Origin of the sequence: Ancylobacter crimeensis (assembly GCF_023016805.1) — a bacterium.
GTDB classification, from domain to species: Bacteria; Pseudomonadota; Alphaproteobacteria; order Rhizobiales; family Xanthobacteraceae; genus Ancylobacter; species Ancylobacter crimeensis.
On record NZ_JALKCH010000009.1, the window covers coordinates 39,871 to 65,038 of the forward strand.

At 68.9% G+C, this 25,168-nt stretch carries 23 protein-coding genes and 1 tRNA gene; 14 read left to right on the top strand and 10 right to left on the bottom strand.

Translation table 11 applies throughout. The features are described from left to right. Window positions 1-5: 5 nt before the first annotated feature. On the top strand, window positions 6-950 hold the full coding sequence (locus tag MWN34_RS14235; protein ID WP_247029972.1) for an AEC family transporter: 945 nt from the start codon (window positions 6-8) through the stop codon (window positions 948-950). Here the strand turns inward: MWN34_RS14235 and gluQRS are convergent. The 5 genes from gluQRS to sdhC all read right to left on the bottom strand — a co-directional run bounded on the left by gluQRS (window position 916) and on the right by sdhC (window position 5,402). After that, window positions 916-1,839: a tRNA glutamyl-Q(34) synthetase GluQRS gene (gene gluQRS / locus MWN34_RS14240; RefSeq protein ID WP_247029973.1), complete on the bottom strand. Its 924-nt coding sequence runs from the start codon at window positions 1,837-1,839 to the stop codon at window positions 916-918. The two genes, MWN34_RS14235 and gluQRS, sit on opposite strands and share 35 nt — an antisense overlap. A 68-nt stretch (window positions 1,840-1,907) precedes the next feature. Further along, on the bottom strand, window positions 1,908-2,690 hold the full coding sequence (locus tag MWN34_RS14245; RefSeq protein WP_247029974.1) for a succinate dehydrogenase iron-sulfur subunit: 783 nt from the start codon (window positions 2,688-2,690) through the stop codon (window positions 1,908-1,910). Between the two features lie 45 nt (window positions 2,691-2,735). Continuing rightward, complete coding sequence (gene sdhA, locus MWN34_RS14250) at window positions 2,736-4,589, bottom strand: succinate dehydrogenase flavoprotein subunit (protein ID WP_247029975.1); 1,854 nt, start codon at window positions 4,587-4,589, stop codon at window positions 2,736-2,738. A gap of 5 nt (window positions 4,590-4,594) precedes the next feature. Next, window positions 4,595-4,993, bottom strand: coding sequence for a succinate dehydrogenase, hydrophobic membrane anchor protein (sdhD, locus tag MWN34_RS14255; protein WP_247029976.1), 399 nt, complete (start codon window positions 4,991-4,993; stop codon window positions 4,595-4,597). Between the two features lie 10 nt (window positions 4,994-5,003). Further along, window positions 5,004-5,402, bottom strand: a complete 399-nt coding sequence (gene sdhC / locus MWN34_RS14260) for a succinate dehydrogenase, cytochrome b556 subunit (RefSeq protein WP_247029977.1) — start codon at window positions 5,400-5,402, stop codon at window positions 5,004-5,006. Window positions 5,403-5,654: 252 nt separating this feature from the next. Here sdhC and MWN34_RS14265 point away from each other — a divergent pair, with 252 nt between their 5' ends. The 5 genes from MWN34_RS14265 to MWN34_RS14285 all read left to right on the top strand — a co-directional run bounded on the left by MWN34_RS14265 (window position 5,655) and on the right by MWN34_RS14285 (window position 11,212). Next, on the top strand, window positions 5,655-6,845 hold the full coding sequence (locus tag MWN34_RS14265; RefSeq protein WP_247029978.1) for a CE1 family esterase: 1,191 nt from the start codon (window positions 5,655-5,657) through the stop codon (window positions 6,843-6,845). 321 nt (window positions 6,846-7,166) lie between these two features. Further along, the gene (locus tag MWN34_RS14270) at window positions 7,167-9,116 is read left to right on the top strand and encodes a M23 family metallopeptidase (protein ID WP_247029979.1); all 1,950 of its coding nucleotides are present in this window, start codon (window positions 7,167-7,169) and stop codon (window positions 9,114-9,116) included. Window positions 9,117-9,123: 7 nt separating this feature from the next. Further along, window positions 9,124-9,786 (top strand): DNA-3-methyladenine glycosylase family protein, encoded by a 663-nt coding sequence (locus MWN34_RS14275; RefSeq protein WP_247029980.1) that lies wholly within the window; start codon window positions 9,124-9,126, stop codon window positions 9,784-9,786. Window positions 9,787-9,862: 76 nt separating this feature from the next. Beyond that, a complete protein-coding gene (locus MWN34_RS14280) occupies window positions 9,863-10,537 on the top strand; it encodes an alpha/beta hydrolase (protein ID WP_247029981.1) in 675 nt (224 codons plus the stop codon). A gap of 117 nt (window positions 10,538-10,654) precedes the next feature. Further along, window positions 10,655-11,212 carry an HNH endonuclease gene (locus MWN34_RS14285; RefSeq protein WP_247029982.1) on the top strand — a complete coding sequence of 186 codons (558 nt, stop codon included), beginning with the start codon at window positions 10,655-10,657 and terminating at the stop codon, window positions 11,210-11,212. Window positions 11,213-11,234: 22 nt separating this feature from the next. Here the strand turns inward: MWN34_RS14285 and MWN34_RS14290 are convergent, their stop codons facing one another. After that, complete coding sequence (locus tag MWN34_RS14290) at window positions 11,235-11,774, bottom strand: disulfide bond formation protein B (RefSeq protein WP_247029983.1); 540 nt, start codon at window positions 11,772-11,774, stop codon at window positions 11,235-11,237. 194 nt (window positions 11,775-11,968) lie between these two features. Here MWN34_RS14290 and MWN34_RS14295 point away from each other — a divergent pair, with 194 nt between their 5' ends. Then, a complete protein-coding gene (locus MWN34_RS14295) occupies window positions 11,969-13,105 on the top strand; it encodes an esterase-like activity of phytase family protein (protein ID WP_247029984.1) in 1,137 nt (378 codons plus the stop codon). Between the two features lie 178 nt (window positions 13,106-13,283). On the opposite strand, the gene MWN34_RS14300 is transcribed toward MWN34_RS14295, so the two are convergent. Together MWN34_RS14300 and rpmB are read right to left on the bottom strand one after the other, a co-directional pair. Beyond that, a complete protein-coding gene (locus MWN34_RS14300) occupies window positions 13,284-13,916 on the bottom strand; it encodes a queuosine precursor transporter (RefSeq protein WP_425532120.1) in 633 nt (210 codons plus the stop codon). Window positions 13,917-13,932: 16 nt separating this feature from the next. Further along, window positions 13,933-14,232, bottom strand: coding sequence for a 50S ribosomal protein L28 (rpmB, locus tag MWN34_RS14305; protein ID WP_247029985.1), 300 nt, complete (start codon window positions 14,230-14,232; stop codon window positions 13,933-13,935). A gap of 300 nt (window positions 14,233-14,532) precedes the next feature. On the opposite strand from rpmB, the gene MWN34_RS14310 reads away from it, so the two are divergent. The 6 genes from MWN34_RS14310 to MWN34_RS14335 all read left to right on the top strand — a co-directional run bounded on the left by MWN34_RS14310 (window position 14,533) and on the right by MWN34_RS14335 (window position 21,763). Beyond that, the gene (locus MWN34_RS14310; protein WP_247029986.1) at window positions 14,533-15,360 is read left to right on the top strand and encodes a DUF3108 domain-containing protein; all 828 of its coding nucleotides are present in this window, start codon (window positions 14,533-14,535) and stop codon (window positions 15,358-15,360) included. Window positions 15,361-15,502: 142 nt separating this feature from the next. Continuing rightward, window positions 15,503-18,817, top strand: coding sequence for a helicase-related protein (locus MWN34_RS14315; RefSeq protein WP_247029987.1), 3,315 nt, complete (start codon window positions 15,503-15,505; stop codon window positions 18,815-18,817). A 14-nt stretch (window positions 18,818-18,831) separates the two neighbouring features. Beyond that, the gene (locus MWN34_RS14320; RefSeq protein ID WP_247029988.1) at window positions 18,832-19,134 is read left to right on the top strand and encodes an RNA-binding S4 domain-containing protein; all 303 of its coding nucleotides are present in this window, start codon (window positions 18,832-18,834) and stop codon (window positions 19,132-19,134) included. A gap of 190 nt (window positions 19,135-19,324) precedes the next feature. Then, complete coding sequence (fdxA, locus tag MWN34_RS14325; protein WP_247029989.1) at window positions 19,325-19,660, top strand: ferredoxin FdxA; 336 nt, start codon at window positions 19,325-19,327, stop codon at window positions 19,658-19,660. Window positions 19,661-20,062: 402 nt separating this feature from the next. Then, entirely contained in the window at window positions 20,063-20,668 is a 606-nt protein-coding gene (locus MWN34_RS14330) for a CarD family transcriptional regulator (protein WP_247029990.1), read from the top strand. A 201-nt stretch (window positions 20,669-20,869) separates the two neighbouring features. Then, window positions 20,870-21,763, top strand: coding sequence for an RNA polymerase factor sigma-32 (locus tag MWN34_RS14335; protein ID WP_247029991.1), 894 nt, complete (start codon window positions 20,870-20,872; stop codon window positions 21,761-21,763). A gap of 119 nt (window positions 21,764-21,882) precedes the next feature. Here MWN34_RS14335 and MWN34_RS14340 read toward each other — a convergent pair whose 3' ends face one another. Next, window positions 21,883-23,319 carry a M48 family metalloprotease gene (locus tag MWN34_RS14340; RefSeq protein WP_425532121.1) on the bottom strand — a complete coding sequence of 479 codons (1,437 nt, stop codon included), beginning with the start codon at window positions 23,317-23,319 and terminating at the stop codon, window positions 21,883-21,885. A 113-nt stretch (window positions 23,320-23,432) separates the two neighbouring features. After that, the gene (locus tag MWN34_RS14345) at window positions 23,433-24,272 is read right to left on the bottom strand and encodes a thermonuclease family protein (protein ID WP_247029993.1); all 840 of its coding nucleotides are present in this window, start codon (window positions 24,270-24,272) and stop codon (window positions 23,433-23,435) included. Between the two features lie 769 nt (window positions 24,273-25,041). Here MWN34_RS14345 and MWN34_RS14350 point away from each other — a divergent pair. Continuing rightward, a tRNA-Arg gene (locus MWN34_RS14350) sits at window positions 25,042-25,118 on the top strand. The last annotated feature ends 50 nt before the right edge of the window (window positions 25,119-25,168 follow it).

Sequence of the window (25,168 nt, forward strand, 5' to 3'; positions counted from 1 at the left end):
TTTCGATGCTGTCCCAGCTCGCGGCCATCGCCACCATCGTCGCCCCGGTCTTCGGCCTTGTCGGCCTCGGTTATGTGACGAGCCGCACCGGCCACCTGACCGAGCGCGCCGCCGACGGACTATCGGAATATGTGTTCGGCCTCGCCGTGCCGGTGCTCATCTTTAAGACGCTGGCCGAGGCCCGCCTGCCCGAGGCGGGCCAGCCCTGGGGCTACTGGATCGCCTATTTCACCGGCGCCTTCATCGCCTTCGGCCTCGGCATGATGGCCGCGCGACGGCTGTTCGGCCGCAGCCATACCGAGGCGGTGGTGCACGGCTTCGCCTCCGGCCAGGCCAACACCGTCTTCGTCGGCGTGCCGCTGATCCTGCAGGCCTTCGGGCCGGAAGGCGCGGTGCCCCTGTTCCTGCTGATTGCGGTGCATCTGCCGATCATGATGGTGGTCGCCACCATTGCGACCGAAGGGGCGAAGACCGGGCTCTCCGGTCCCGGCCTCGCCAAGCTGGCGCGCACGCTGGCGTTGAACCCGATCCTGCTCGGCATCTATGCCGGCGGCATCGCCAAGCTTGCCGGCTACGTGCCCGGCGGCGTGCTGAAGCAGACGCTGGACATGCTGGCCGCCTCGGCGGTGCCCTGCGCGCTGATCTCTCTCGGCCTCGCGCTGCACCGTTACCCGATCCAGGGCGACTTCAAGCCTGCGGTCGTCATCACCGCGTTGAAGCTGATCCTGCATCCGCTGATCGTCTACATTCTCGTCCACCTGCTGCCGATGCCGCCGGTCTGGGCCGATGTCGCGGTCGCCTTCGCCGCCATGCCGTGCGGGGTGAACGCCTATCTGCTGGCCCAGCGCTACAAGGCCGGCGTCGCCGCCAGCGCCAGCGCGGTCTCGCTCTCCACCGGCCTCAGTCTCATCACAGTCACGGTGTGGTTCCTGATTCTCGGCGTGCGTTAGGGGCCAGCGGCAACCCTTCCAGAGCCCGTCGCCGCACCTCTTCAGGCGCCACGCCCGCTGCCCGCAGATCGGCAATCGTCGGGGAGCCGCGGCTCTTGGCGAGCTTTCGACCGTCAGCATCGAGGATGAGCGGGTGGTGTCGGTACACCGGCGCCGGCAGGCCGAGAAGCTGCTGCAACACGCGGTGGATGGCGGTCGCAGCCTTGAGATCGGTTCCGCGGATGACATGGGTGACGCCCTGCAGGGCATCGTCCACCACGACCGAGAGGTGATAGCTGGTCGGCGCCTCCTTGCGGGCCAGCACCACGTCGCCCCAAAGCGAGGCATCGACGGCGAGCCTGCCTTCCCCCTCCTCCTGCCAGAAGAGCGGACGGCCGATCTGAGCGAGCGCCGCCGCCATATCCAACCGCAATGCGAAGGGCTCGCCGGCCGCGCGACGACGGTAGCGCTCGGCCGCGCTCATATCAGCGCGAGCGAAGGGAAAGACCGGTGCGCCGTCGGGGTCTTTCGGATGATCCGGGCGATCGGCGCCCGCGCGGGCGATCTCGGCGCGGGTCTCGAAGCTGGGATAGACGAGCCCCATCGCCTCGAGCCGGGCAAGGGCTTCGCCATAATCGGCCATATGCTCGGACTGGCGACGCACCGGCCGTTCCCAGTCGAGGCCGAGCCAGGCGAGATCGTCGAAGATCATCACCTCATAGTCGGGCCGGCAGCGGGCCGGGTCGATGTCCTCGATCCGTAGCAGGAACCGGCCACCGGCTGCGCGCGCTGCCTCGGCATTCAGCAGGGCGGAGCGCACATGGCCGAGATGAAGCCGGCCATTCGGCGAGGGCGCGAAGCGGAAGACGGGGCGGAGGGATGACGCGGCAGGCATCGCTGCAGAAGACATGGGCCGGCCTGCACTGTCGAGAGGCGGCGGGCGGCGCCCGACGAGCCAGCTCCCAGCGTGACGCCCGCTCAGAACTGGCGGGTCACCATCATCTTCTTGATTTCGGCGATCGCCTTGGCCGGGTTCAGTCCCTTCGGGCAGGCCTTGGCGCAGTTCATGATGGTATGGCAGCGATAGAGCCGGAACGGGTCTTCCAGATTGTCCAGCCGTTCGCCGGTCGCCTCGTCGCGGCTGTCGATCAGCCAGCGATAGGCGCCGAGCAGCGCCGCGGGGCCGAGATAGCGATCGCCGTTCCACCAGTAGCTCGGGCAGGAGGTCGAGCAGCAGGCGCACAGGATGCACTCATACAGCCCGTCCAGCTTCTCGCGATCGTTGCGCGACTGCGGCCATTCCTTCTCGGGCGCCGGCGTCTCGGTGTGCAGCCAGGGCTCGATCGAGGCGTGCTGGGCGTAGAACTGGGTAAGGTCCGGGATGAGGTCCTTCACCACCGGCATATGGGGCAGCGGGTAGATCTTCACGCAGCCGCCGCGCACGTCGTCCATGCTCTTGAGGCAGGCCAGCGTGTTGGTGCCGTCGATGTTCATGGCGCAGGAGCCGCAGATGCCCTCGCGGCAGGAGCGGCGGAAGGTCAGCGTCGGGTCGATGGTGTTCTTGATGTAGATGAGGCCGTCGAGAACCATCGGCCCGCAATCGTCGCGGTCGACGTAATAGGTGTCGATGCGCGGATTCCTGCCGTCGTCCGGGTTCCAGCGATAGATGCGGTACTCGGTCAGGCGGTTGGCCCCCGGCGGCTTCGGCCACTGGACGCCGTCGCTGATCTGGGAGTTCTTCGGCAGGGTTAGCTGGACCATCTGTCGTCCTCTCGCGCGCCGGGCGCGCGCCGCTCAAAAACCGGCTCAGTACACGCGCTTGCGCGGCTCGATATACTGGATGTCGTTGGTCATGGTGTAGGTGTGCACCGGGCGGTCATCGAGCGTGACCTTGCGGCGGTCGAAATCGACGAAGGCAAGGGTGTGCTTCATCCAGTCCACGTCATTGCGGTCGGGGTAGTCCTCGCGCGCATGGGCGCCGCGGCTCTCGGTGCGGCTCGCCGCGCCTTCCATGGTCACCGCTGCGAGGCAGATGAGGTTGTCGTATTCCAGCGTTTCGATGAGATCCGAGTTCCACACCAGCGAGCGGTCGGAGACGCGGATGTCGTCGGTGCCGGCGAACACATCGGCGATCAGCTTGCGGCCCTCCTCCAGCACCTCGCCGGTGCGGTAGACGGCGCAGTTGTTCTGCATCACCTTCTGCATGGAGAGGCGCAGCTCGGCGGTCGCGGTGCCGCCCGCGGCGTTGCGGAAGCGGTCGAGCCGGGCCAGCGCGGGCTCGGCCGAATCGGCCGGCAGGTCGCGCTGCTTCTCGCCGGGGGTCAGGATCTCGGCGCAGCGCAAAGCGGCGGCGCGGCCGAACACCACGAGATCGGTGAGCGAGTTGGAGCCCAGCCGGTTGGCGCCGTGGATCGACACGCAGGCGCATTCGCCCACCGCCATCAGGCCGGGCACCACATGGTCCGGGTTGCCGTCCTTCTTGGTGACGACCTCGCCGTGGAAGTTGGTCGGGATGCCGCCCATGTTGTAGTGCACCGTCGGTAGCACCGGGATGGGCTCCTTGGTCACGTCGACGCCCGAGAAGATGCGCGCGCTCTCCGAGATGCCGGGCAGGCGCTCATGCAGGATCGCCGGGTCGAGGTGGTCGAGGTGCAGGTAGATGTGATCCTTGTTCTTGCCGACGCCGCGGCCCTCGCGGATCTCCATGGTCATGGAGCGGGAGACCACGTCGCGCGAGGCAAGGTCCTTCGCGGAGGGCGCATAGCGCTCCATGAAGCGCTCGCCCTCGGAATTGGTGAGGTAGCCGCCCTCGCCGCGCGCGCCTTCGGTGATGAGGCAGCCCGAGCCGTAGATGCCGGTCGGGTGGAACTGCACGAACTCCATGTCCTGCAGCGGCAGGCCGGCGCGCAGCACCATGGCGTTGCCGTCGCCGGTGCAGGTATGGGCGGAGGTGGCGGAGAAATAGGCCCGGCCATAGCCGCCGGTGGCGAGGATGGTGGTCTGCGCGCGGAAGCGGTGCAGGGTGCCGTCGTCCATCTTGAGCGCGACGATGCCGCGGCAGCGGCCATCCTCGTCCATGATCAGGTCGAGGGCGAAATACTCGATGTAGAACTCGGCATTGTGCTTCAGCGCCGCGCCATAGAGCGTGTGCAGGATGGCGTGGCCGGTGCGGTCGGCGGCGGCGCAGGTGCGCTGGGCCGGGCTCTTGCCGTAGTCGACGGTCATGCCGCCGAAGGGGCGCTGGTAGATCTGGCCGGCCTCGGTGCGCGAGAACGGCACGCCCCAGTGCTCCAGCTCATAGACCGCGTCAGGCGCATGGCGGACCAGATATTCGATGGCGTCCTGATCGCCCAGCCAGTCCGACCCCTTCACGGTGTCGTACATGTGGAAGCGCCAGTCATCGACGCCCATATTGCCGAGCGAGGCGGCGATGCCACCCTGCGCCGCCACGGTGTGCGAGCGGGTGGGGAACACTTTCGAGATGCAGGCGGTGCGCAGTCCCGCCTCGGAACAGCCGACCACCGCGCGAAGCCCGGCACCGCCGGCGCCGACGACCACGACGTCATAGGTGTGGTCGGTGATGGGGTAGGTCGTCCCGGAAAGGCCAGCCTTCGAAGCTGCCGGCTTGGCGGCGCCGTTGCCCGTGTTGAGTTCGGCCATGACGCTCAGACTCCGAAGCTGATCTTGAGGATCGCGAAGATGCCGGCGAGCGCGACCGCCGTGCAGAAGAAGATGTTGCCCACCAGCGCCAGCACCTTGGCTCCTTCGGCGTGGACATAGTCCTCGATGACGACCTGCATGCCGATGCGCATGTGGGTGGTGACCGAGAACAGCGCCAGGATGAGCACGATCGCCGCCAGCGGATGGCCGAGGACCGCGACCGCCTCCGCGTGCGGCTTGCCCGCCACGCAAATGAGGATGGCAAGCGCTGCCAGCACCAGTGGGATGTTGGCCAGCGCGGTGACGCGCTGCCACCAGAAATGGCCGGTGCCCGAGCGCGCCGAGCCGAGGCCCTGGACGCGGCTGCGGGTGGTGCGCATGGAGGTGCCGGAGTGGTTGCTCATCGAAAGCTCCTCACTTCACCAGCAGGATGGCGGCCCAGAGCACGATGGTCAGCACCACCGAGCCGCCGATGGTGAATTGCGCCAGCCGCTCCCGGGCGACCGCCCCGAATCCGGCACCGGTGTCCCAGATGAAGTGCCGGATGCCGCCGAGCATGTGGTGGATCAGTGCCCAGGTGTAACCGAACATCACCAGCTTGCCGACGATGCTGCCGGCGAGCCAGCTCGCCGTCTCATAGGCCCGCGGCGAGATCGCGGTGGCGACGAGGAAGGCCACCAGCAGGAACGTGCCGAAATACAGAGCGCACCCCGTGATGCGGTGCACGATGGACATCGTCATCGTGAGCATCGGGCGGTAGATCTGGAGATGCGGCGAAAGGGGCCGCTGAGCCGAGCCGGGCGTCTGGGACATTGTGTTGCCCTTCAATCACTTGAGAGTGCCTAAAGTAAACGATCGCTGTTCGCAATCATTCCAAAGGCGGTATCTATCACTCTTCGCTGCGGCGCAGCGGACCTCGTATCGCACAAAGCGGCGCGGCGTTGCACCCCCCGCACCCCCTCGCGCTTCGCGGAAGGGGGCGCTAAACGTGGCGCCGCGCGGACCGGCACCGCTTCGCACTGGTCTTATTCCAAATATCACGTCCTGCCGGAAGGCCGCCGACTTATGCAAGGCACGAAGCCCAGTTCCACCCTCTTTGCATTGATCGCGCTGCTGCTGACGGGCCTCGGCGCCACCGCGCAACCGCTTCCCGTTTCGCCCGGCGGTGCGGGAGGGGGCGCGGGCGATGTGGAGCTCTCCTCCCCGATTCCCCTTCAGGGTCCCGCCAATCTGCCGACCCCGGTCTCGCCGTTCGGCGACCGCGATTTTCGGCCCGGGGGTTCGGGCCAGACCTTCACCATCCTCTCGGGCGGACGCCGGCGCGAGTTCATCCTGCGGGTGCCGGCAGGCTCTCCAGCCGCGGGGCCGCGGCCACTCGTCATCGCGCTGCATGGGGCGTGGCAGCCGGCAGGCGTGTTCCAGTCCTATCTCGACCTCGACACCATCGCCGATCGCGAGGGTTTCGTCGTCGCCTATCCCAAGGGGATCAACCTGCTGTGGAACGACGGCCGCGGCTCGGTCGCCGGCATCATGCCGATCGTGCAGAAGCGCGACGACGGCGCCTTCGTGCTCGACGTGCTCGACGCGCTTGTCGGCCAGGGCATCGCCGATCCGTCGCGCGCCTATCTGATGGGCTTTTCCAATGGCGGGTTCCTCACCGCCTACATGGCGTGCCGCTATGCCGACCGCTTCGCCGCCTTCGCCACCATGATGATGACGGTGCCCGAGGGTTATGCGCAGAGCTGCCGGCCTTCCCGTCCGGTGCCGATCCTGCTGATGAACGGGACCTACGACCCCATCGTACCCACCTTCGGCCGGCCGACGCCCGGTGCCGAGCTGCTGTCGGCCCGCGACACCGCCCAGCTCTTCGCACGCCTCAATGGCTGCGAGCCGCCGCAGGGCAGCCAGCGCGGCGGCGCCCGCATCACCCGCTGGTCGCCCTGCGCACAGGGCAGCGAAGTGGCGTTCTACGAGATCCAGGGCGGCCACCAGCCCCCGGCCGGGTCGGTCGGGCCGATGGATGCGCTGGCATCGCTGGTATTGGGACCGCGGCGCTCCGGGCTCGATGCGCCGGACGAGATCTGGTCGTTCTTCAGGGCGTTCACCCTGCCCCCGGCCGCCCAGCCCGCTCCCTTCGATCCATCGGGCCTTCCGCAGGCGGGTGGCCTGCCGGCCGCTGCGCTGCCGCCGCTGCGGGCGGGCGCCGTGCCGCTGCCGCCGCCTTCCCCCCTGAGGGCGGCGGCGCCCGGCAATTAGAGGAAGCCCGGCCCGTCCCGTTGCCTTGGTTTCGCCGCCTCGGCAGCGTTTACATCCGGCTCGCCATTCTCCCGGCTCCCTCGAATCGGCGCGGCTTTCCGGCCGCCGGTATCCCGGCGCCGGAGAGGATGCCCCCGGGGCGCTGTGCGCGGGTTGACGCCGCCACGGGACGACGGCATCGTCTGCCGCCTTTTCGGGTGGGATAGGATTTCAGGTGCCGCGCCACGGCACGGGTCGGAGTACGGTGTCGCCCGGGCGAGAGAGCTCCGGCACCGCGAATATGGGGTTAGCTCGTTGGAGAATCGGCGCGGAGCGAACGGCATGCGGCGTCACGGCGCCACAGCCATCGATCTCGGTGACGAGCCCCCGCTCGGTGTCGACGGCGACGCCGAGGAGCCGATCGATCGCCGCCGCATCTCGATACGCTGGCTCATGGCGACCCTGCTCACCGGAATTTGCGGGGCGGCGCTGATGGGCGGGGCGGTCTATGCCGCGCTCGACGGCGAATATCGCTTCGCTCAATTGCCGGAGACGGTGCGCTCCGCGCTGCGCGGCGCGCTCGCGGCCGGCGAGCGGCCTTCTAACGCCGCCCGCAAGGGCGACCGCATGTCGATGCTGACGGAAAGCTTCAGCGCCAAGCAGACCCTGAGGCTCACCTCGACCAGCAAGTCGGGCGACCGCGAGATCATCAAGGTCCGCGCCGTCACCAAGGTTGCGGCCAATCTCGCGCTCTCCGTCACCTCCGCCTCGGTCGACGTGCCGAAATTCAACCCGGCGAAGCTGATCACCGATTCCACCGACAACAGCGACGACAGTTCCCCGCAGACCGAGCCGACCGGCGAGGTCACCATCGTGGTGCGCGATCTCGTCCAGATGCCTCCCAGCACCAAGCTCGCCGCCGAGCTGCCGATGGAAGAGGTGCTGATGAAGGTGCGCGAGGTCGCCGAGTTCAGCGAGCCCGCTGCCGACAGCCGGGCACCGACGCTGGCCTCCATCGGCGGCGTGCTGGCCTATGCGCCCTCGGGGGCCAACGATCCGGTCAACGCCCTGTCCGCACCGGACAACGTCTCCTCCATGCTCAAGACCGACGACGATGCGAACGGCGGCAATGACTGGAGCGAGCGCGCCGTCGTGGCGAAGAAGACCGACACCGTCGTCAGCCTGCTCAAGGGGCTGTCGGTGCCCGAGGTCTCGGCCCGTGCCGCCGCCGCCGCCTTCCCCGGCCGCTCGGCAGACCAGAAACTGGATGAGGGCGTGCGCCTGAAGGTGCTGCTCGACCAGAGCGGCAATGCGCCGATCCCGCTTCGCGTTTCGTTGTTCAATGATTCCGGCCATCTCGGCACGGTGGCGCTCTCCGATGCCGGGCGCTATCTGCCGGTGCAGGACGCGCCGGAGACGCAGGTGGCCGACCTTGCGCCGGACGATTCCGACGATGACGGCGGGAGCGGGCGCGGGGGTGGGATCACTCTCTATGACAGCCTCTGGGAAACATGCCTGCGCTATGAAGTGCCGCGCGACGTGATCCAGAGCCTCATTCGCGTCTACTCCTTCGACGTCGACCTGCAGCGTACCGTGCGTGCAGGCGATTCGATGGAACTGCTGTTCGAGCCGGACGAGGCGGGCGGCGCGGGCGGGGTGCTGTATGCCGGCCTCACTGTGGGCGGCGACGAACGGCGCTATTACCGCTACCAGACCCCCGATGACGGGGTGGTCGATTTCTATGACGAATCGGGCAAGAGCGCGAAGAAGTTCCTCGTACGCAAGCCGGTGACGAACGGCACTTTGCGCTCCGGCTTCGGCATGCGCCGCCACCCGATTCTCGGCTTCACCCGCATGCATACCGGCGTCGACTGGGCCGGCCCGGTCGGCACGCCGATTTATGCCGCCGGCAATGGCATCGTGCGCAAGGCGGCGTGGAGCTCCGGCTATGGCCGCCATACCGAGATCGAGCACGCCAACGGCTATGTGACGACCTATTCGCACCAGTCGAGCTTCGCCAAGGGCATCCGCGAGGGCGTGCGGGTCCGGCAGGGCCAGCTCATCGGCTATATCGGCACTTCCGGCCTCTCCACCGGGCCGCATCTGCATTACGAGGTGCTGGTGAACGGACGATTCGTCGATCCCATGCGCATCCGCCTGCCGCGCGGTCGGGCGCTCGACGGCAAGCTGCTGGCCGATTTCAGCGACAATCGCGGCCGCATCGACAGCCTGCTCAACCACACCTCGGCGCCGAAGGTAGCCGGAAATGCGGTCCGCCTCGACGACGATTGAGGCTGAGATGGGCGCCCGGGAGACGGAGGAGACGCTTGCAGACCAGCCGGCCTTCCTCGCCGCGGTCGATCGGCTCGTCGGTCTCGATGCCCGCTTCGGCGCCATCCGCGAAGCCTGCGGCGTGCCCGCCCTGCGCCGCCGTCCTGGCGGCTTTCCCGGCCTCGCCGCCATCATCCTCGCCCAGCAGGTCTCGACAGCCTCCGCCCGCGCCATCACCGCGCGGCTGGAGTCCGCATGCGGGGGTGCGATCACGCCCGAAACGGTGCTGGCCCTGCGCGAGGAGGGTCTGGCGGCGGTCGGATTGTCCCGTCCGAAGATCCGCTCCACCCTCGGCATCGCCGCGCGCCTCGCGGCCGGCGAGGCCGATCTCGCCGCGATCGACGTCCTGCCCTCCGCCGCCGCGGCGATCGAGTTGATGCGCCTGCCCGGCGTCGGGCCCTGGACGGCGGAGGTGTACCTGCTGTTCGCGCTCGGCCGGGCCGATGCCTTTCCAGCCGGCGACCTCGCTTTGCAGGTCGCGGCCGCGGAGGCGTTCGGCCTTCGCGGGCGTTGTTCCGCCCTTGAACTCACTGCGCTTGCCGAAGGCTGGCGCCCTCTGCGCGGGGTCGCGGCGCAGATGCTATGGGCAGCCTATGCGGCGCCGCGCGGCCGGCAGGCGGTGCCTGCGTGATTCGGCCGGCCATGGACATTGCCGGCGCCAGCCGGTAGCGGTGCAGGCGACCCGTACCAACCGGAGAACCTCACCCATGCTCGACGGCCCGCGCCTGCCGCCCCGCTCCGGCGGCGCACCTGATTCGCTGGTGATCCTCCTGCACGGCTATGGCGCTGACGGGCGCGACCTCATCGAGCTCGGCGAGATCTGGGCCCCGCTTCTGCCGGGCACCGCCTTCGTCTCACCCCACGCGCCCGAGCCCTGTGCGATGGCCCCGGTCGGCCGGCAGTGGTTCGGCTATGTCGAGCGAAACGACCGCGAGCGCTGGGCCGGCGTCGAGGCCGCCCATCCCGCGCTCGACGCCTTCATCGCTGCCGAGCTCGCCCGGTACGGGCTGCCCGCCTCCCGCCTAGCGCTGGTCGGCTTCAGCCAGGGCACGATGATGGCGCTGCACACCGGGCTGCGGCGTGCGCAGCCATTGGCGGGAATCGTCGGCTTTTCCGGCATCCATGTGCAGCCTTCCTCTCGCGAGGACGACACCGCCCGTGCCCGTGTCGCAAGCCGCCCGCCGGTGCTGCTGGTGCATGGCGATCAGGACCCGGTGATCCCTGTGAGTGCCCTCACCCGCGCGAGGGTGACGCTGGCGGGTGCGGGAATCACCCCCGAAACCCATATCGCCCGCGGCCTCGGCCATGGCATCGACGCAGATGGGCTGGACCTTGCCGGCCGCTTCCTCGCCCGGGTGCTGAAGCCCCAGGCATGCGCGTGAGCCGGGCCAGTGTGGCTTCGCGGCGCTTCACAAGACTGACACGCTCCCTGTAGACTATCCGCCGTGCGTCGTTCGGCGCCGTCGCCGCAACGATCGCTTCTGGTCGGGGAGCATTGCGTGTCGGCGCCTTTGTCTCCAGGTTCTTGGCCTGCCCTCGTGCTCAATGCGGATTACCGCCCGTTGAGCTATTACCCGCTCTCGGTCTGGTCGTGGCAGGACGCCATTAAGGCCGTGTTCCTCGATCGGGTGAACATCGTCGAATATTACGAACGCCAGGTCTCCAGCGCGTCCTTCCAGATGCGGCTGCCGAGCGTCGTCTCGCTCAAGACCTTCATCCGCCCGGCGCGGCATCCGGCCTTCACCCGGTTCAACGTGTTCCTGCGCGACCGTTTCACCTGCCAGTACTGCGATTCGCGTGAGGAACTGACCTTCGACCACGTCATCCCGCGCTCGCAGGGAGGGCAGACGACGTGGGAGAACGTGGTCGCAGCCTGCTCGCCCTGCAATCTGCGCAAGGGCGGGGCGATGCCGAACGATGCCCGCATGTGGCCGCGGCAGACGCCGTTCCAGCCCAGCGTGCACGATCTGCACCAGAACGGCCGGCACTTCCCGCCGAACTACCTGCACGACAGCTGGATGGATTATCTCTACTGGGACACCGAGCTGGACCCGTAACGCGCTGGCCCCGTGGCGCGCCTCAGCGGCGGGCGGTCAGCCCGCCCCACAGCGCGACCAGCGCCAGCGCGGAAGCGATCAGCACATTGTAGCCTGCCAGCGACAGGCCGAAGAGCCGCCACGCCGCCTCGTCGCAGCGCACGACATGCGCGGTCTGGAGATCCTGCAGGATGTTGGTGGAGGTCACCGGGCCGGTGCCCGAGCACTCGGTGGGGCCGGCCCACCACTTCCACTCGACGCCGGCATGATAGAGCGCCAGCGCCGCGCCGCCCGCCAGCAGCAGCCCGGCGACGATCAGCAGCAGCCGCGCGGGCATGAGGCTGCGGCGCGCCAGCAGGGCGGCGAGCAGCGCGACCGGCACCGCGATGTAATAGGGAATGCGTTGCTCGAGGCAGAGCGGACAGGGGGCAAGGCCAATGACGAGCTGGAAGAACCAGGCGCCCGCCAGCGTCGCGGCCCCGCCCAGCGCCACGACCAGCGCCGCGGTCGTCAGCCGGCCGGAACCCGGCGTCGCCGCCGGATGAAAGTCCAGCCCCCGACCCGTCGCTGCATTCGCCGCCATCGTGCCTCTCCATCCGTCTCCGGCCGCGGGCTCTTCGCACAAGGGGAGGACCCGGTCGGCGCAGGCTCGCGAGACATGCTCTAGACGCCGGGCACGGCACTGTCCATGCGGCGGCCGGGCTTGCCGGGCTGCCGCGCTTTCACGATAAGGCGACGCGATGAGGCGATCCCGACGGATGCCCCGCCGAAAGGAATATGATGCCCCACACGAAACGACGGAGAGCGAGAGAGCCGGGACAGACACTGCCGGCACGCACACTGCCGGAACATCTGCCCTCGCTCGCCGCCGGCGCCGCGCTCCTGCTTGCCGTGCTCCTGCTCGCCGTGCTCGCGGCGCCCCCGGCGAGCGCCCGGGCATCGGCGTCACGCCCGGCTGCTGCGGCGGTTTCGGTGACCGCGACGCCCATCGCAAGCTTCGCCGCCATCGAGGCGCCGGGCCGGCGCTACGGGCGGCTGGTCTTCCTGGGCGGAGTTGCGCTCACCTCCACCGATCCGGCCTTCGGCGGGCTGTCCTCGCTGCTGCTCGATGCCGAGGGCCAGCATTTCATCACGCTGTCCGACCGCGGCACCTGGTTTGCCGGTACGCTCCGCACCGAGGGCGAGCGGCCCGTGGGGATGGCGGATGTCGCCTCCGGCCGGCTGCGCGATGCGACGGGGCGCACGCTCGCCAGCTTCGGGCGCGGCGATACCGAATCCCTGACCCGCCTGCCCGACGGCTTTGCCGTCGGGATCGAGCGGGTGCAGGAGATCTGGCGGTTTCCGGGGCCGGACCTCGCCACGGCGCGCGGGCGCGAATGGCCGACCGGAGAAGCGCTGAAGGAGCTCGGCTCCAATCAGGGGATCGAGGCGCTTTTCGCCGCCGACCTGCCGGAGCTGAAGACCCCGGTACTGGTCGCCATCGGCGAAAAGGACGCGGCGGATGCCGGACGGCTGCCCGGTTTCCTCTTCGCCCGCGACAGCCGCGCCCTGACGCCCGCCGGCACCTTCGCCATCACCCGTTCCGACGGGTTCGACGCCACCGACGCCGCGCTCGGGCCGGACGGCATGGTCTATCTGCTGGAGCGGCGCTTCAACTGGCTGAGCGGCGTCGCAATGCGGCTGCGTCGCTTCCCGCTGGCCGAGGTTCGGCCCGATGCCCGCATCGAGGGCGAGGTGCTGCTGACCGCGACCAACGCCAATGCGATCGACAATATGGAGGGGCTCGCGGTGACCCGGAGCCCGGCCGGGGCGATCGTCCTGACGCTGGTCTCCGACGACAATTTCAACCGCGGCCTCCAGCGCACGCTGCTGCTGCGCTTCGCGGTGGCTGAGGACGAGAAGGCGGCCCGCTAGAGCATTTTCGAGCGAAGTGGATACCGGTTCGCGTGAAGAAAATGCGATCCGTCGATAAGTCAGATCCCTTCATCGATTCCGGGAAACGATGGAGGGATCTAGCAAAAAGGCCGCCCCGGGGGCGGCCTTCACATGACTCTCGAGACGGTTGAGCGTCAGCGCGCCTGGGCGCCCGATCCTAAGCTACAGCGTCCCGAGGCGCAGCGTCCTGCCAGGGCCGCATCCGGCCCATCACCGCGCCATAGGGCAGCAAAGCGAGAAGGGCGCAGCTCACCTTCACGAGGAAGTCGAAGAAAGCGAGGCCCACCCAGAGCGGAACCGTCACCGACGAGCCGAACAGGCCATAGGTGACCGCACCCGACATCGCTTCGTCCCCGGCAAAGGCCATGGAGAAGAAGATGGTGGTGTCGATCACCGAGCCGAGCAGGCTGCCGGCCAGCGGCGCGCGCCACCACGCCATGCGGCGCAGACGGTTGAACACACCGATGTCGAGGAGCTGGCCGACCAGGAACGCCGTGCCCGAGGCAAGTGCGATGCGGGGGGTGGCGAGCCACACCGACAGCACCACCGCAAGGGCGAAACCGACATAGACCACCCGCCGTGTCACGGCCGGGCCGAAACGGCGGTTGGTCAGATCGTTGACGAGGAACGCTGCCGGATAGGAGAACGCCCCCCAGGTGAGAATCTCCTGGAGGCCGAACAGCTCCACCGGGTACTGCACGAGAACGTTGGACGCCGCCACCACCGCCATCATGGCGGCGATGGGCAGGGCCAGTTCTGCGAGCGAGACGCGGGTGCCGGCGACGTTCATCGAAGGGCGGTCAGCCTCAGGCCGCAGCCGCGGTCGAAGCGGTCGCCTTCTGGACGGCGCGCTTCAGCTCGGCAGCCTTCGGCGACAGATCGTCGACGCTCGCCTTGATGAGGAACGCGTCGAGACCACCGCGATGGTCGACCGACTTGAGGGCGTTGGCGCTCACGCGCAGCTTCACCGACCGCTGGAGGGCATCGCTCGTGAGCGTCACATTCACCAGGTTCGGCAGAAAACGCCGACGGGTCTTGCGGTTGGAGTGGCTCACGAGATTGCCGGTCAGAACCGCCTTCCCGGTAAGTTCGCACCGACGGGACATCGTGGACTTCCTTAAGTTTGCATGGGCCGAAGCGCCGGAGGCCCGCCATGGACCTCGCGATCACGCCGAGGCATGGATCGAAAAGAGTGCGCTCCTATAGGCAAGAGCCCCCGCCCCGTCAAGCCGGCCGTCGCTCTCCGGTCATCCGGCGAGGCCCTGCGCGCGCGGTTGCGCCCGCTCTCCACAAGGCGCCGTCGCGGCGGGACGGGTCACAGTTCCGCCGCCTTCCCGCGCGATCCGAGTGGGAGGGCATCCCATGCCGCGCGATTCCGGCGCGGGCGAGGCAGATATTCGGCTCCCATGCGCGGCGCGCTCATTCACGCAATCCTGGCGACGGTGCTGGCCGGCGCCACCCTCAGTGCCGAGGCCGCGCCGGTGCGCGCCGACGGCCGGGTCGATGCGCGCTACAAGCTCTCCATCGCCGGGCTGGAGCTCGGCCGCGCCACCTTCCTCATCGAGGTGAAGCAGAAAAGCTACGTCGCCTCCGGCAGCGCGCGGATCACCGGGGTGCTGCAGGCCATCTCCACCGGCAAGGGAACCGCCGGGGCGCGCGGCACGCTCGCCCGCGACGGGCTCTCGCCGGAAGCCTTCACGATGCAGGCGGTGAGCGACAAGAAGGACGAATCCATCCGCCTCTCCATCGCCGGCAATGCGGTGAAGAGCGCGGAGGTGACCCCGCCGGTCAAGGACAGCGACGACCGCGTTCCGGTCAGCGACGGCGACCGGAAAGGCGTGCTCGACCCGATGACCGCGGCGTTGATGCTGGTACCCGGCAAAGGCAACCTCGTCACCCCGGAGAGCTGCAACCGCACCGTGCCGATCTTCGATGGGCGCCAGCGCTACGATCTCGCCCTCACCTATGCCCGCACCGAGGACGTTAAGGCGGAGGAAGGCGGCTATAGCGGGCCCAGCCTCGTCTGCCGCGTCGCCTATCGCCCGATCTCCGGCCACCGGCCCGACCGTGCGGCGGTGAAGTATATGATGAAGAACAAGGACATCCTGGTCTGGCTGGTGCCGATTCCCGGCACGCGGCTGCTCGCCCCGTTCCGCGCGTCCGTCGCCACCGCCATCGGCACCGCGCAGCTCGAAGCGGTTAGCTTCACCACGAGCGGCACGCCGGGCGACTGAGACGGCGACCGAGACGTCTCGCGGCCCCTTTGCCGCAGGCACGCTGCAGGATGCCGGCAAATGTCCTATATGTGAGGAACCGCCCTTCCCGGCGGCCCCGCTTTGCAGGACGGACCCTCCGGCCCGATGGACTGACCGGCGCATGAACATTGCCACATCCCCGGCGGGTGGCCGCATCCTCGCCCCCGCCGGACGAGCCCGCGGCGTCACCGCCGTTCTCGGCCCGACCAATACGGGCAAGACGCATCTGGCCATCGAGCGGATGCTGGGCCATTCCTCCGGTCTCATCGGCCTGCCGCTGCGCCTGCTGGCGCGCGAGGTCTATCAGCGCCTGGTCGAGCGTGCAGGCGCCGACCAGGTCGCCCTCATCACCGGCGAGGAACGCATCAAGCCCAAGAATCCGCGCTACTGGGTGGCAACGGTCGAGGCGATGCCGCGCGACCTCGACGTCGCCTTCGTGGCGCTGGACGAAATCCAGATCGCCGCCGATCTCGACCGCGGCCACGTCTTCACCGACCGGCTGCTGAACCGGCGCGGACGGGAGGAGACGCTGCTGCTTGGCGCCGCCACCATGCGCCCGCTGGTGGAAAAGCTGCTGCCGGGCGTGAATGTGCTGGTGCGCCCGCGCCTGTCGAACCTCACCTTCTCCGGTGAGAAGAAGATCACCCGCCTGCCGCGGCGCACCGCCATCGTCGCCTTCTCCACCGACGAGGTCTACGCCATCGCCGAACTCATCCGCCGCCAGCGCGGCGGCGCGGCGGTGGTGATGGGCGCGCTTTCCCCCCGCACCCGCAACGCCCAGGTGGCGCTCTACCAGTCCGGCGACGTCGATTATCTCGTCGCGACCGATGCCATCGGCATGGGGCTCAATCTCGATGTCGATCATGTCGCCTTCGCCGGCGACGTGAAATTCGACGGCTGGCAGTTCCGCCGGCTGAATCCCGGCGAGATCGCGCAGATCGCCGGACGCGCCGGACGCGCCCAGCGCGACGGCACCTTCGGCACCACCGGACGCTGCGAGCCCTTCGACGCCGAGCTGGTCGAGCAGCTTGAAACCCACAGCTTCGCCCCGCACCGCGTGCTGCAATGGCGCAATACGGCGCTCGATTATCGTTCCGTGCCCGCGCTCCTGCGCTCCCTCGGCGAATCCCCGCACGAGGACGGCCTCACCCGCGCGCCCACCGCGGACGACGTCCGGGTGCTGGAGGCGGCGGCGCGGGACGAGGTGGTGCAACGCTTCGCGACCGATCGACCCGGCGTCGAGCGGCTGTGGGAAGCCTGCCAGCTGCCGGACTACCGGAAGGTATCCCCGGCCTCCCACAGCGACCTCGTCATCACCGTTTACGGGTATCTGATGCGCGAAGGTCGTATCGCCACAGACTGGTTTGCCAAACAAGTGGCCTTGGCGGACCGGACGGAAGGTGACATAGACACGCTGTCGGGACGCATCGCGCAGGTCCGCACCTGGACCTTCGCGGCGAACCGTCCGGATTGGCTGGAAGACCCGGAGCACTGGCAAGGTGTCACGCGGCGTGTGGAAGACCGGCTGTCGGATGCACTGCATGAGCGGCTAGCCCACCGTTTCATAGATCGCCGGACCAGCGTCCTGATGCGACGCCTGCGAGAAAACACGATGCTCGAGACTGAAATTACCAAGAGTGGCGACGTGGTCGTCGAAGGCCATGTGATCGGCCGCCTCCTCGGCTTCCAGTTCGCCGCCGATCCTTCGGCCGGCGGCCCGGAGGCCAAGGCCTTGCGCGCCACCGCCCAGAAGGCGCTGGCCGGCGAGATCGAGGCCCGCGCGGCCAAGCTCGCGGAAGCCGGCGACGACGCCTTCGTGCTGTCGACCGACGGCACGGTGCGCTGGGTCGGCGATCCGGTCGCCAAGCTCATCTCCGGCGAGGAGGTGCTGGACCCCCGCCTCAAGATCATCGCCGACGAGCATCTCACCGGCACGGCGCGCGACGGCGTGCAGGCGCGGCTGGACCTCTGGCTCAAGAGCCATGTCGAGAAGCTGCTCGGGGCGCTGAACGGGCTCGGCCGTGCCGAGGACCTCACCGGCATCGCCCGCGGCATCGCCTTCCAGATCGTCGAGGCACTCGGCGTGCTGGAGCGACACAAGGTCGCCGAAGAGATGAAGGCGCTGCCCCAGGAGGCGCGGGCGCTGCTGCGCGGCCACGGCGTGCGCTTCGGGGCCCATCACATCTACCTGCCGGCGCTGCTGAAGCCGGCGCCGCGTACGCTCGCCGCCCAGCTCTGGGCGCTGAAGCATGGCGGGCTGCAACAGAAGGGGCTGGACGAGCTGCCCCACCTCGCCTCCTCCGGACGCACCTCGATCCCGGTCGACCCGGAGATCCAGAAGGGCCTCTATCGCGCGGTCGGCTTCCGCGTGGCGGGCGAGCGGGCGGTGCGCGTCGACATCCTCGAGCGTCTCGCCGACCTCATCCGCCCGGCGCTGGCCTGGAAGCCGGGCATGCCCGGTGAGAAGCCGGCGGGCGCGATCGACGGCACCGGCTTCCTCGCCACCGTGGCGATGACCTCACTGGCCGGCTGCGCGGGCGAAGACTTCGCCTCCATCCTGCGCTCGCTCGGCTACCGCATGGAGCGCCGTCCCGCGCCCGCGCCGGAACCTGCCCCCGAAACGACCGAGGCACCGGCTGCTATTGAGGCTGCGCCCGAGGCTCCTGCCGATGCGGTGGAAGCCGCGCCGGCCGAGGCCACCGAGGCCGGGCCTGTTGCAGCCGAATCGGATGGGGTCGAGCCGACCGTGACCGAAGCGGAAGCCGCCACCCCCGCGGAGACGCTCCAGCCGGATGTCGCAAAGCTTTCTGCCGATGCCGGCGATGCCTCCGCCTCGGCGGAAGCGTCCTCCGCAGAAGCGATCCCAGCGGAAGCGGTGTCTGCCGACGTCGCGCCGGCCGAAGCTGTGGCGGCTGAAGCCGAGCCGGCCGAGCCGGCGATGATCGAGGTCTGGCGTCCCGGCCGTCCGCCGGGCCAGCAGCGTCCGAACCATCGCGGCCAGGGTCGCGGCCGCCAGCCGGCAGGCGGAGATCGTCCCGACCGCGGCGTGCGCAGCGAAGCCGCGCCGGCCGAAGGTCGGCCCGATGCGCGCCGCGAGGCTGGGCGCAGCGAAGGCAGCCGCAACGAACCCGGTCGCGCCGACAACCGCGCCCCCAACCGGGGCGAGCGTTCCGAACAGCGTGGCCCGCGCCGCGAGGACGGCGAGCGCAACAACCGCCGTCCCGATGGCAACCGTTCCGAGGGGCGCGGCGAGTTCCGGCGCGAGGGCCGTCCCGACCGCGCCCAGAACGAGGGTGAACGGCCGCGCAATGACCGTCCGCCGCGCAATGAGCCGCGCCGCGAGGGCCGTCCCGAGCGGCCGGTCGACCCCGATTCGCCCTTCGCCGCCCTGCTGGCCCTCAAGGCCCGCATGGAGGCGGACAAGAACGGCGGCTGAGGAGCCGGGCGCCGGTGTCGGCGGAGCGCCCGCGCCTCGATGTGTGGCTCTGGCACGCCCGCTGCGTGCGCACCCGCAGCGCGGCGGCCGATCTGGTGAAGGCGGGGCGGGTGCGGGTCAACGGCGTCCGCACCAGGGCGCCGGCGCATATGGTGCGGCTCGACGACGTGGTCACGGTGGCGCTCGATTCCCGCGTGCGGGTGCTCCGCGTCACCGGCTTCGCCGAACGGCGGGGTGATGCCGACGCCGCCTCCGCGCTCTATATCGAGATGTCGGACGGTACGTCCGATGCCGGACGGCAGGAGGATCCCACCTGAGCGCCCTGCGGCGGTTCGGCACGGCGGGACATACCGGCGGCGTTCCTGCAGCGCCGGCGGCTCGCCGCATCGCTTTCGCCACGGCGTTCGCACATGGCGCCTCTGCGCGCTCATGCCTTGCGCCGCGCGGATGGCTGCGCTACGGGATGCCGTCCGACTAAATCACACGCTCCGTCTGGAGACTGCTGGAATGCCCTACGTCGTTACGGATAATTGCATCAAGTGCAAGTACACGGACTGCGTGTCGGTGTGCCCCGTCGACTGTTTCTATGAGGGCGAGAACTTCCTCGTGATCCACCCGGACGAATGTATCGACTGCGGGGTGTGCGAACCCGAATGCCCGGCCGAGGCTATCAAGCCCGACACCGAACCGGGCCTCGAGAAGTGGCTCACCCTCAATGCCGACTACGCCAAGGTGTGGCCCAACATCACCCAGAAGAAGGATGCCCTGCCCGACGCCAAGGAGTGGGATGGTGTGGCGGACAAGCTACAGTATCTCTCCAGCGAACCGGGTAATCAGGACTGACCGTGCGTCGCCCCGGTTCGCGCCCTTTGCCCGCGAGCCCCGTCGATCCCTGCACGCAAGCTGATCGGCATACGCTGCTCCTGCGCCGTTGCGGCGCGGGAGTGCTTTGATTTTTTGGCATATTGTGATATACAGACCCACGTACAGTCGATCGGGTTTGCTATGAGGCAGCGCTCCGCCATTGGAGCGATCCCCCAGGAATTTGAATCAGCTTTCAGTCCGTCCGGTGCGGAATGGCACAGGACGGGCGAGCGCCAGATTTCCGCTGTCGACTGAACCAACGCCTCCGGTTTTGCCGGAGACGCCATTTTTCTTGCCCGCGGACGCGCCTGTCCGTGAGCCGACGCCGCGTTGTCGAGGTCGCGCGGTGCCGTTCTGACCGGACCCAGGAGCAGGCTCAGCATGTCGACAAAGAAGCCGTCCAACATCCGCCAGGGTTTCAAGACGGGTGAGCATATCGTGTACCCGTCCCATGGCGTGGGGCGCATCGTGGCGATCGAAGAGCAGGAAGTCGCCGGCTTCAAGCTCGAACTGTTCGTCATCCACTTCGAAAAAGACAAGATGACGCTGCGGGTCCCGGTCCCCAAGATCGCGTCCGTCGGCATGCGCAAGCTGTCCGAGCCCACCATCGTGAAGAAGGCGCTGGAAACCCTGAAGGGCCGCGCCCGCGTGAAGCGCACCATGTGGAGCCGCCGCGCGCAGGAATATGAGGCCAAGATCAATTCCGGCGATCTCGTCGCCATCTCCGAGGTGGTCCGCGACCTGTATCGCTCCGACGCCCAGCCCGAGCAGTCCTACAGCGAGCGCCAGCTCTATGAGGCCGCCCTCGACCGCATGGCCCGCGAGCTCGCCGCCGTCGACAACCTCACCGAGACCGAGTCGATCAAGGTGATCGAGGCCAATCTCATGAAGGGGCCCCGCCGCCCCGGCAAGGGCGAGGTCGAGGAGGTCGAGGAGACCGAGACCGAGGCTGAAGCCGACACGGAGACCGAGGAAGCCGCGGCCTGATTTCGCCGCCGTACCCTTTTCCCGACAGATCAAGCCCGGCCTCGTGCCGGGCTTTTTCGTGGCGGCGCCTGCGCTTTTTCTCCCGCATCCGTGGCGCGATGGAACCGGAACCGCAGGCCCGCGTTAGCCGGCAGGGCTTTGCCGCCCGGAGCCGCGGGCATCTCGCGGGCCACCGGACGGCCGTCGCTGCGGGAGAGGCATATGACCGACCAGTCGGTGGGGCATCATCACGCCGGGCATAATCCGTTGGCGCGCGCGGCCATGGCGGCCCCGCTGCTGGAACGCAGCGAGGAGCAGCAGCTGGCGATCCGCTGGCTGAAAAGCGGCGACAAGGCCGCCCTGCACACGCTGATCCGCTCCCACATGCGGCTCGTCGGCGCCATCGCCCGACGTTTCCGCAATTACGGGCTTCCGATGGCCGACCTTGTGCAGGAGGGCCATGTCGGCCTGCTCGAAGCCGCGGCGCGCTTCGAGCCTGACCGCGAGGTCCGTTTCTCCACCTATGCCAGTTGGTGGATCCGCGCCGCGATACAGGACTATGTGCTGCGCAACTGGTCCATCGTGCGCGGCGGCACCTCTTCCGGCCAGAAGGCGCTGTTCTTCAACCTGCGCCGTATCCGCGCCCGGCTGGAACGGGCCGGCGGCGCGCCCGCCGAAGGCGGTCACCAGGAGGTGCTGCGGTCCATAGCGACGTCGCTCGGCGTCAATCTCGAGGACGTGGCGCGGATGGATGCGCGGCTTGCCGGCCACGACATCTCGCTCAACATGCCGGTCGGGCAGGATGAGAACGGCGCCTCCGAGCGCATCGACCAGCTCGTGGCGGACGATCCGCTTCCCGACGAGGCCGCGTCGCTGCGCATCGACGGAGAGCGCCGCCGTCGCTGGCTCGCCGCCGCCCTGCGCGACCTCAACGAGCGCGAGATCCGCATCATCCGCGCCCGCCGCCTCACCGAGGAAGGCGCGACGCTGGAAGCGCTGGGCGCGCGGATGGGCATTTCCAAGGAGCGCGTCCGGCAGATCGAGAACCGCGCGATCGAGAAGCTGCGCCTCGCGCTGGCCCAGCATGTCGGCGCACCTCTCAACGCCTTTGCCTGAGACGCCGCGCGAAGCCCGATGAAACAAGCCGCCGTCCGGCCCACGGGCCCGACGGCGGCTTGTTCATTCGACGTCCGGCCGACCCTCTTCGGCCTGCGCCTTTTCGGGCCCGCGCTTTCTCAATCAGCCGAGATGATCTTCACCTTGTCGCCATAGGAGAGCTTGTCGGCGCGGTCCATGCCGTTGAGCACGAGGAACCGCTCTACCGGCTTGTCCGGCACGTCCATGCGCGCCGCAAGCTTGTCGATGGTGTCGGTGAGGCCGACGCTCACCACCCGCACGCGCTGCGGCTGCACCTTGTCGGCCTCGTCGATCGAGACCCGGCGGAAGGTTGAGGCGGCGGCGCGGAAGGAGGCATCGATGTCCGGCGTCAGCTCGCGGGCGGCGAAGATCATGCGGTAGACGTCGCTGCCGAAGCGGATGGCGAACATACGGAACGACCACTGGTCGCCCCGCGCCACCGCCGTCGCCGCCGGGAAGCCGTTCAGCACCAGGCTTTCGACTGAATTGATCTCGACCCCGTCGATCCAGCCGGACGAAAGATATTGCGCCAGCGACTGGTCGCCGGTCACCCGCACCGCATCGAGCCTCAACGCCTCGCGCCCGTCCGAGGTGGCCCCGAGCACCGCTTGCGGGGTGTTCTCCAGCGTGAAGTTTTCCGGCGCGGTGAAGGTGAAGCCCAGCTTGGGATGGAAGAAGCGGCGGCCGCGGATGAAGCCTTCCTTCGGGTCGTCGCCATAGACCATGCCATTGATGGCGGAGAGATATTCGTCGCGGTCGCGCTCGCCCTCCTTGTCGGGAGCGGCATATTCGCGGGCATTGGCGATGGCGATGGAGATGCGCTCCGGCGTCGCCGGGTGGCTGGCGAGGAAGTCGGCGGTGGGGTCGTTCGCCGCGCTCTTGGTGGCGTCGCCGGAGCGCAGCGCCGCCTGCCGGCCCATGGCGGTGAGGAAGCGCGAGGCGCCATAGGGATCGAAGCCGGCGCGGGCGCTGATGCCGACCCCGATGGCGTCGGCCTCCAGTTCCTGCGCGCGGGAGAAGCTCGCCAGCGACTGCCGGCTCTTCTCCAAGGCCAGCGCACCGAGATCGGCGTCGTTCACCACATTGGAGATGACGCGGCTGACGAGGATGGCCTGCTTCATCTGGTCTTCGCGGATCGCGGCATGATTGGCGATGACGTGCCCCATCTCGTGCGCCAGCACCGAGGCGAGTTCAGCCCGGTCGTCGGCCAGCGCGACGAGGCCGCGCGTCACATAGAGCGAGCCGTTGGGCAGCGCGAAGGCGTTCACGGCGGGCGAGTTCAGCACCGTCACCCGGTAGTTCAGCTCCGGCCGCTCCGAAGCGGCGACGAGCCGGGAGATGGTGTCCTGGATAAGCGCCTGAAGCTTGGGGTCGTTATAGGCACCGCCATAGCTCTGCACCAGCCGCTCATGCTCCTTGCGCTGGGCCGGCGTCAGCGAATCCTCGAAGGAGGAGATGCGGCTCGCCGAAGCGGCCGCGGGCGCGTCGGCCTGCGCCTCGAGCTTGGCGCAGCCGGCCAGCAACAGACCGGCCATGGCGAGGCCGGCGACGCGGGCCACCAGCCCGCGCACGAGCCTGCGTGCGGGCGCAGCGCCGCCGCGAGGCGACAACGCGTCCTGGGTCCTGCCCGGGCTTCTCCCGCCGAGGCTCATGGCTCGTCACCTTCCCGAGTCAAAATGCGGCCTGCGCGTCCTTCTCGCGCGGCCGCCGGTTCGACATCGTCCATCTGCTCGGGGGTCCAGGCTTCGAGAGCCGGCCCACCGCTGGCGAAGATTAGCCCGCGCGCCTCGATCCTGTGCATCACAAGGCGTTGCGAGTCTTTACCGGCCCCGGAAAAGGCCGCGCGGGAAGCGCGGGGCACCTCCACGGTCACGTCCTTGCGCCATTGCCGGCCGAAATCGAGATAGTCCCGCGCCTGCGTCCGGCCGACCCGCACCACCTCGCCGGCCAGCACCGCGAAGCGACCCGAGAAACGGGCGAGCGCGGCGGCATCCCGCGCGTCGAGCGGGAAGACCTGCCACACACCGGCCTGCGCAATCCGTCCACGCCTCTCGGCTTCCACAAGACGGGTGCGGCAGCCGGCCGGCACGCTGTCCGGCGCCAGCACGGCGAGGCCCTGCTCCAGCAGGCGCACCTGAAGGCCGGCGGCACCCTCGTCCGGCCCCGTCTGCACCAGCGCGACCAGCCGGCCATAGCGATCGGGCACGTCGAGCACCGTGAGGCTCACCCGGTGCCCGGCGAGGCCATCCGCCGGCAGGCCCGGCACGCCGCCCTCATCCTGCGCGACGATGCCGGCGAGCCGGACCAGGCGGCCATCAGCGAGCCGAAGGTCGCTGCCTTCCACGCGACGGACGATCTGGCCGACGATTGAGCTTTCTTGCGGGCTGCCTTGCGGGCTTTCCTGCGCCGTGCCCGCCATCTCGCCCCCGCACGCCGCCTCGGCCCGTGCGGGACCCGGCAAGGCGAACAAAAGCAAAGCGACGGCCATGAGGACGCGCCATGCCACACCGGAGGCGAGCACCGAGCGGGCGCGCGGGCGCACATACACCGGGGCAGCCGCCCCGTGCTTTCGCCGTTCACCGACAGCCCTTGAAGCCCGTCCTCTCATGCCTCGCCGCAGCTTCCCAGCCCGATGAGATCCAGTCTAGCGCGGATTGTGCCGCTCTGCAGCATTCGCGCAGTGAGGTGGGAGGAGAATTGCAAGGATGAAGAGGCCGCCGTGGGTGAGCCGATGCCCTCTGTCACGCCGGACGGTCTTTGGTCGCCGGCCGATCGGGGAGCGAAGACACCGAACCGTTCGATCCCGCTGCAGACCGCCGGACGCCGCGCAACCCCGGCTCTCCGGCGTTTCCGCGACCGGAATGACGCGATGACAGACCGCGCCATGCCGTCCGCCGCGCGGATGCCCGTGACGTCACCCGGCCTGCGCAGGACATCCCTTCATGTGGAAGGCAAAGCCCGGCCTTCGCCGGACGCGCCCCCCGCGCGGAAGGGGATGCCCGATCCGTTTGCCGCGCATGACCTCGTGCGAAAGCCTGTGCCTCTCCACCGCCCTCGTGACCACACATGCCCGCCGGGCTCGGGCACGGCCGGGCCGTCCGCCCTTTACACGCAGCGCCAGACGGAGCCGCAAGGGCCGAACGCCACCGGCAGCACGTCCTTTCCGCATCGCCGTTCGCCTCGGTCGCAGCGTAGCCGGGCACCCTGTCGCTTTGCGCGCGACAGCATGCTAGAGGGTTCCGGCGCGCTGCGCCTGCCTCCCGGTAGCTCAGCAGGATAGAGCACAGGTTTCCTAAACCTGGGGTCAGGGGTTCGAATCCCTTCCGGGAGGCCAGCCATACTTTTTGGCATTGATTCCATTGGATAAAATGCGTGCTTTTCCCA

Excerpts from the sequence above, each read along its gene's own strand:
- MWN34_RS14235 (WP_247029972.1), top strand. The coding sequence starts at position 6 with ATGCTGTCCCAGCTCGCGGCCATCGCCACCATCGTCGCCCCGGTCTTC.
- gluQRS (WP_247029973.1), bottom strand. The coding sequence starts at position 1,839 with ATGTCTTCTGCAGCGATGCCTGCCGCGTCATCCCTCCGCCCCGTCTTC.
- MWN34_RS14245 (WP_247029974.1), bottom strand. The coding sequence starts at position 2,690 with ATGGTCCAGCTAACCCTGCCGAAGAACTCCCAGATCAGCGACGGCGTC.
- sdhA (WP_247029975.1), bottom strand. The coding sequence starts at position 4,589 with ATGGCCGAACTCAACACGGGCAACGGCGCCGCCAAGCCGGCAGCTTCG.
- sdhD (WP_247029976.1), bottom strand. The coding sequence starts at position 4,993 with ATGAGCAACCACTCCGGCACCTCCATGCGCACCACCCGCAGCCGCGTC.
- sdhC (WP_247029977.1), bottom strand. The coding sequence starts at position 5,402 with ATGTCCCAGACGCCCGGCTCGGCTCAGCGGCCCCTTTCGCCGCATCTC.
- MWN34_RS14265 (WP_247029978.1), top strand. The coding sequence starts at position 5,655 with ATGCAAGGCACGAAGCCCAGTTCCACCCTCTTTGCATTGATCGCGCTG.
- MWN34_RS14270 (WP_247029979.1), top strand. The coding sequence starts at position 7,167 with ATGCGGCGTCACGGCGCCACAGCCATCGATCTCGGTGACGAGCCCCCG.
- MWN34_RS14275 (WP_247029980.1), top strand. The coding sequence starts at position 9,124 with ATGGGCGCCCGGGAGACGGAGGAGACGCTTGCAGACCAGCCGGCCTTC.
- MWN34_RS14280 (WP_247029981.1), top strand. The coding sequence starts at position 9,863 with ATGCTCGACGGCCCGCGCCTGCCGCCCCGCTCCGGCGGCGCACCTGAT.
- MWN34_RS14290 (WP_247029983.1), bottom strand. The coding sequence starts at position 11,774 with ATGGCGGCGAATGCAGCGACGGGTCGGGGGCTGGACTTTCATCCGGCG.
- MWN34_RS14295 (WP_247029984.1), top strand. The coding sequence starts at position 11,969 with ATGATGCCCCACACGAAACGACGGAGAGCGAGAGAGCCGGGACAGACA.
- MWN34_RS14300 (WP_425532120.1), bottom strand. The coding sequence starts at position 13,916 with ATGAACGTCGCCGGCACCCGCGTCTCGCTCGCAGAACTGGCCCTGCCC.
- rpmB (WP_247029985.1), bottom strand. The coding sequence starts at position 14,232 with ATGTCCCGTCGGTGCGAACTTACCGGGAAGGCGGTTCTGACCGGCAAT.
- MWN34_RS14310 (WP_247029986.1), top strand. The coding sequence starts at position 14,533 with ATGCGCGGCGCGCTCATTCACGCAATCCTGGCGACGGTGCTGGCCGGC.
- MWN34_RS14315 (WP_247029987.1), top strand. The coding sequence starts at position 15,503 with ATGAACATTGCCACATCCCCGGCGGGTGGCCGCATCCTCGCCCCCGCC.
- fdxA (WP_247029989.1), top strand. The coding sequence starts at position 19,325 with ATGCCCTACGTCGTTACGGATAATTGCATCAAGTGCAAGTACACGGAC.
- MWN34_RS14330 (WP_247029990.1), top strand. The coding sequence starts at position 20,063 with ATGTCGACAAAGAAGCCGTCCAACATCCGCCAGGGTTTCAAGACGGGT.
- MWN34_RS14335 (WP_247029991.1), top strand. The coding sequence starts at position 20,870 with ATGACCGACCAGTCGGTGGGGCATCATCACGCCGGGCATAATCCGTTG.
- MWN34_RS14340 (WP_425532121.1), bottom strand. The coding sequence starts at position 23,319 with ATGGCCGGTCTGTTGCTGGCCGGCTGCGCCAAGCTCGAGGCGCAGGCC.
- MWN34_RS14345 (WP_247029993.1), bottom strand. The coding sequence starts at position 24,272 with ATGGCCGTCGCTTTGCTTTTGTTCGCCTTGCCGGGTCCCGCACGGGCC.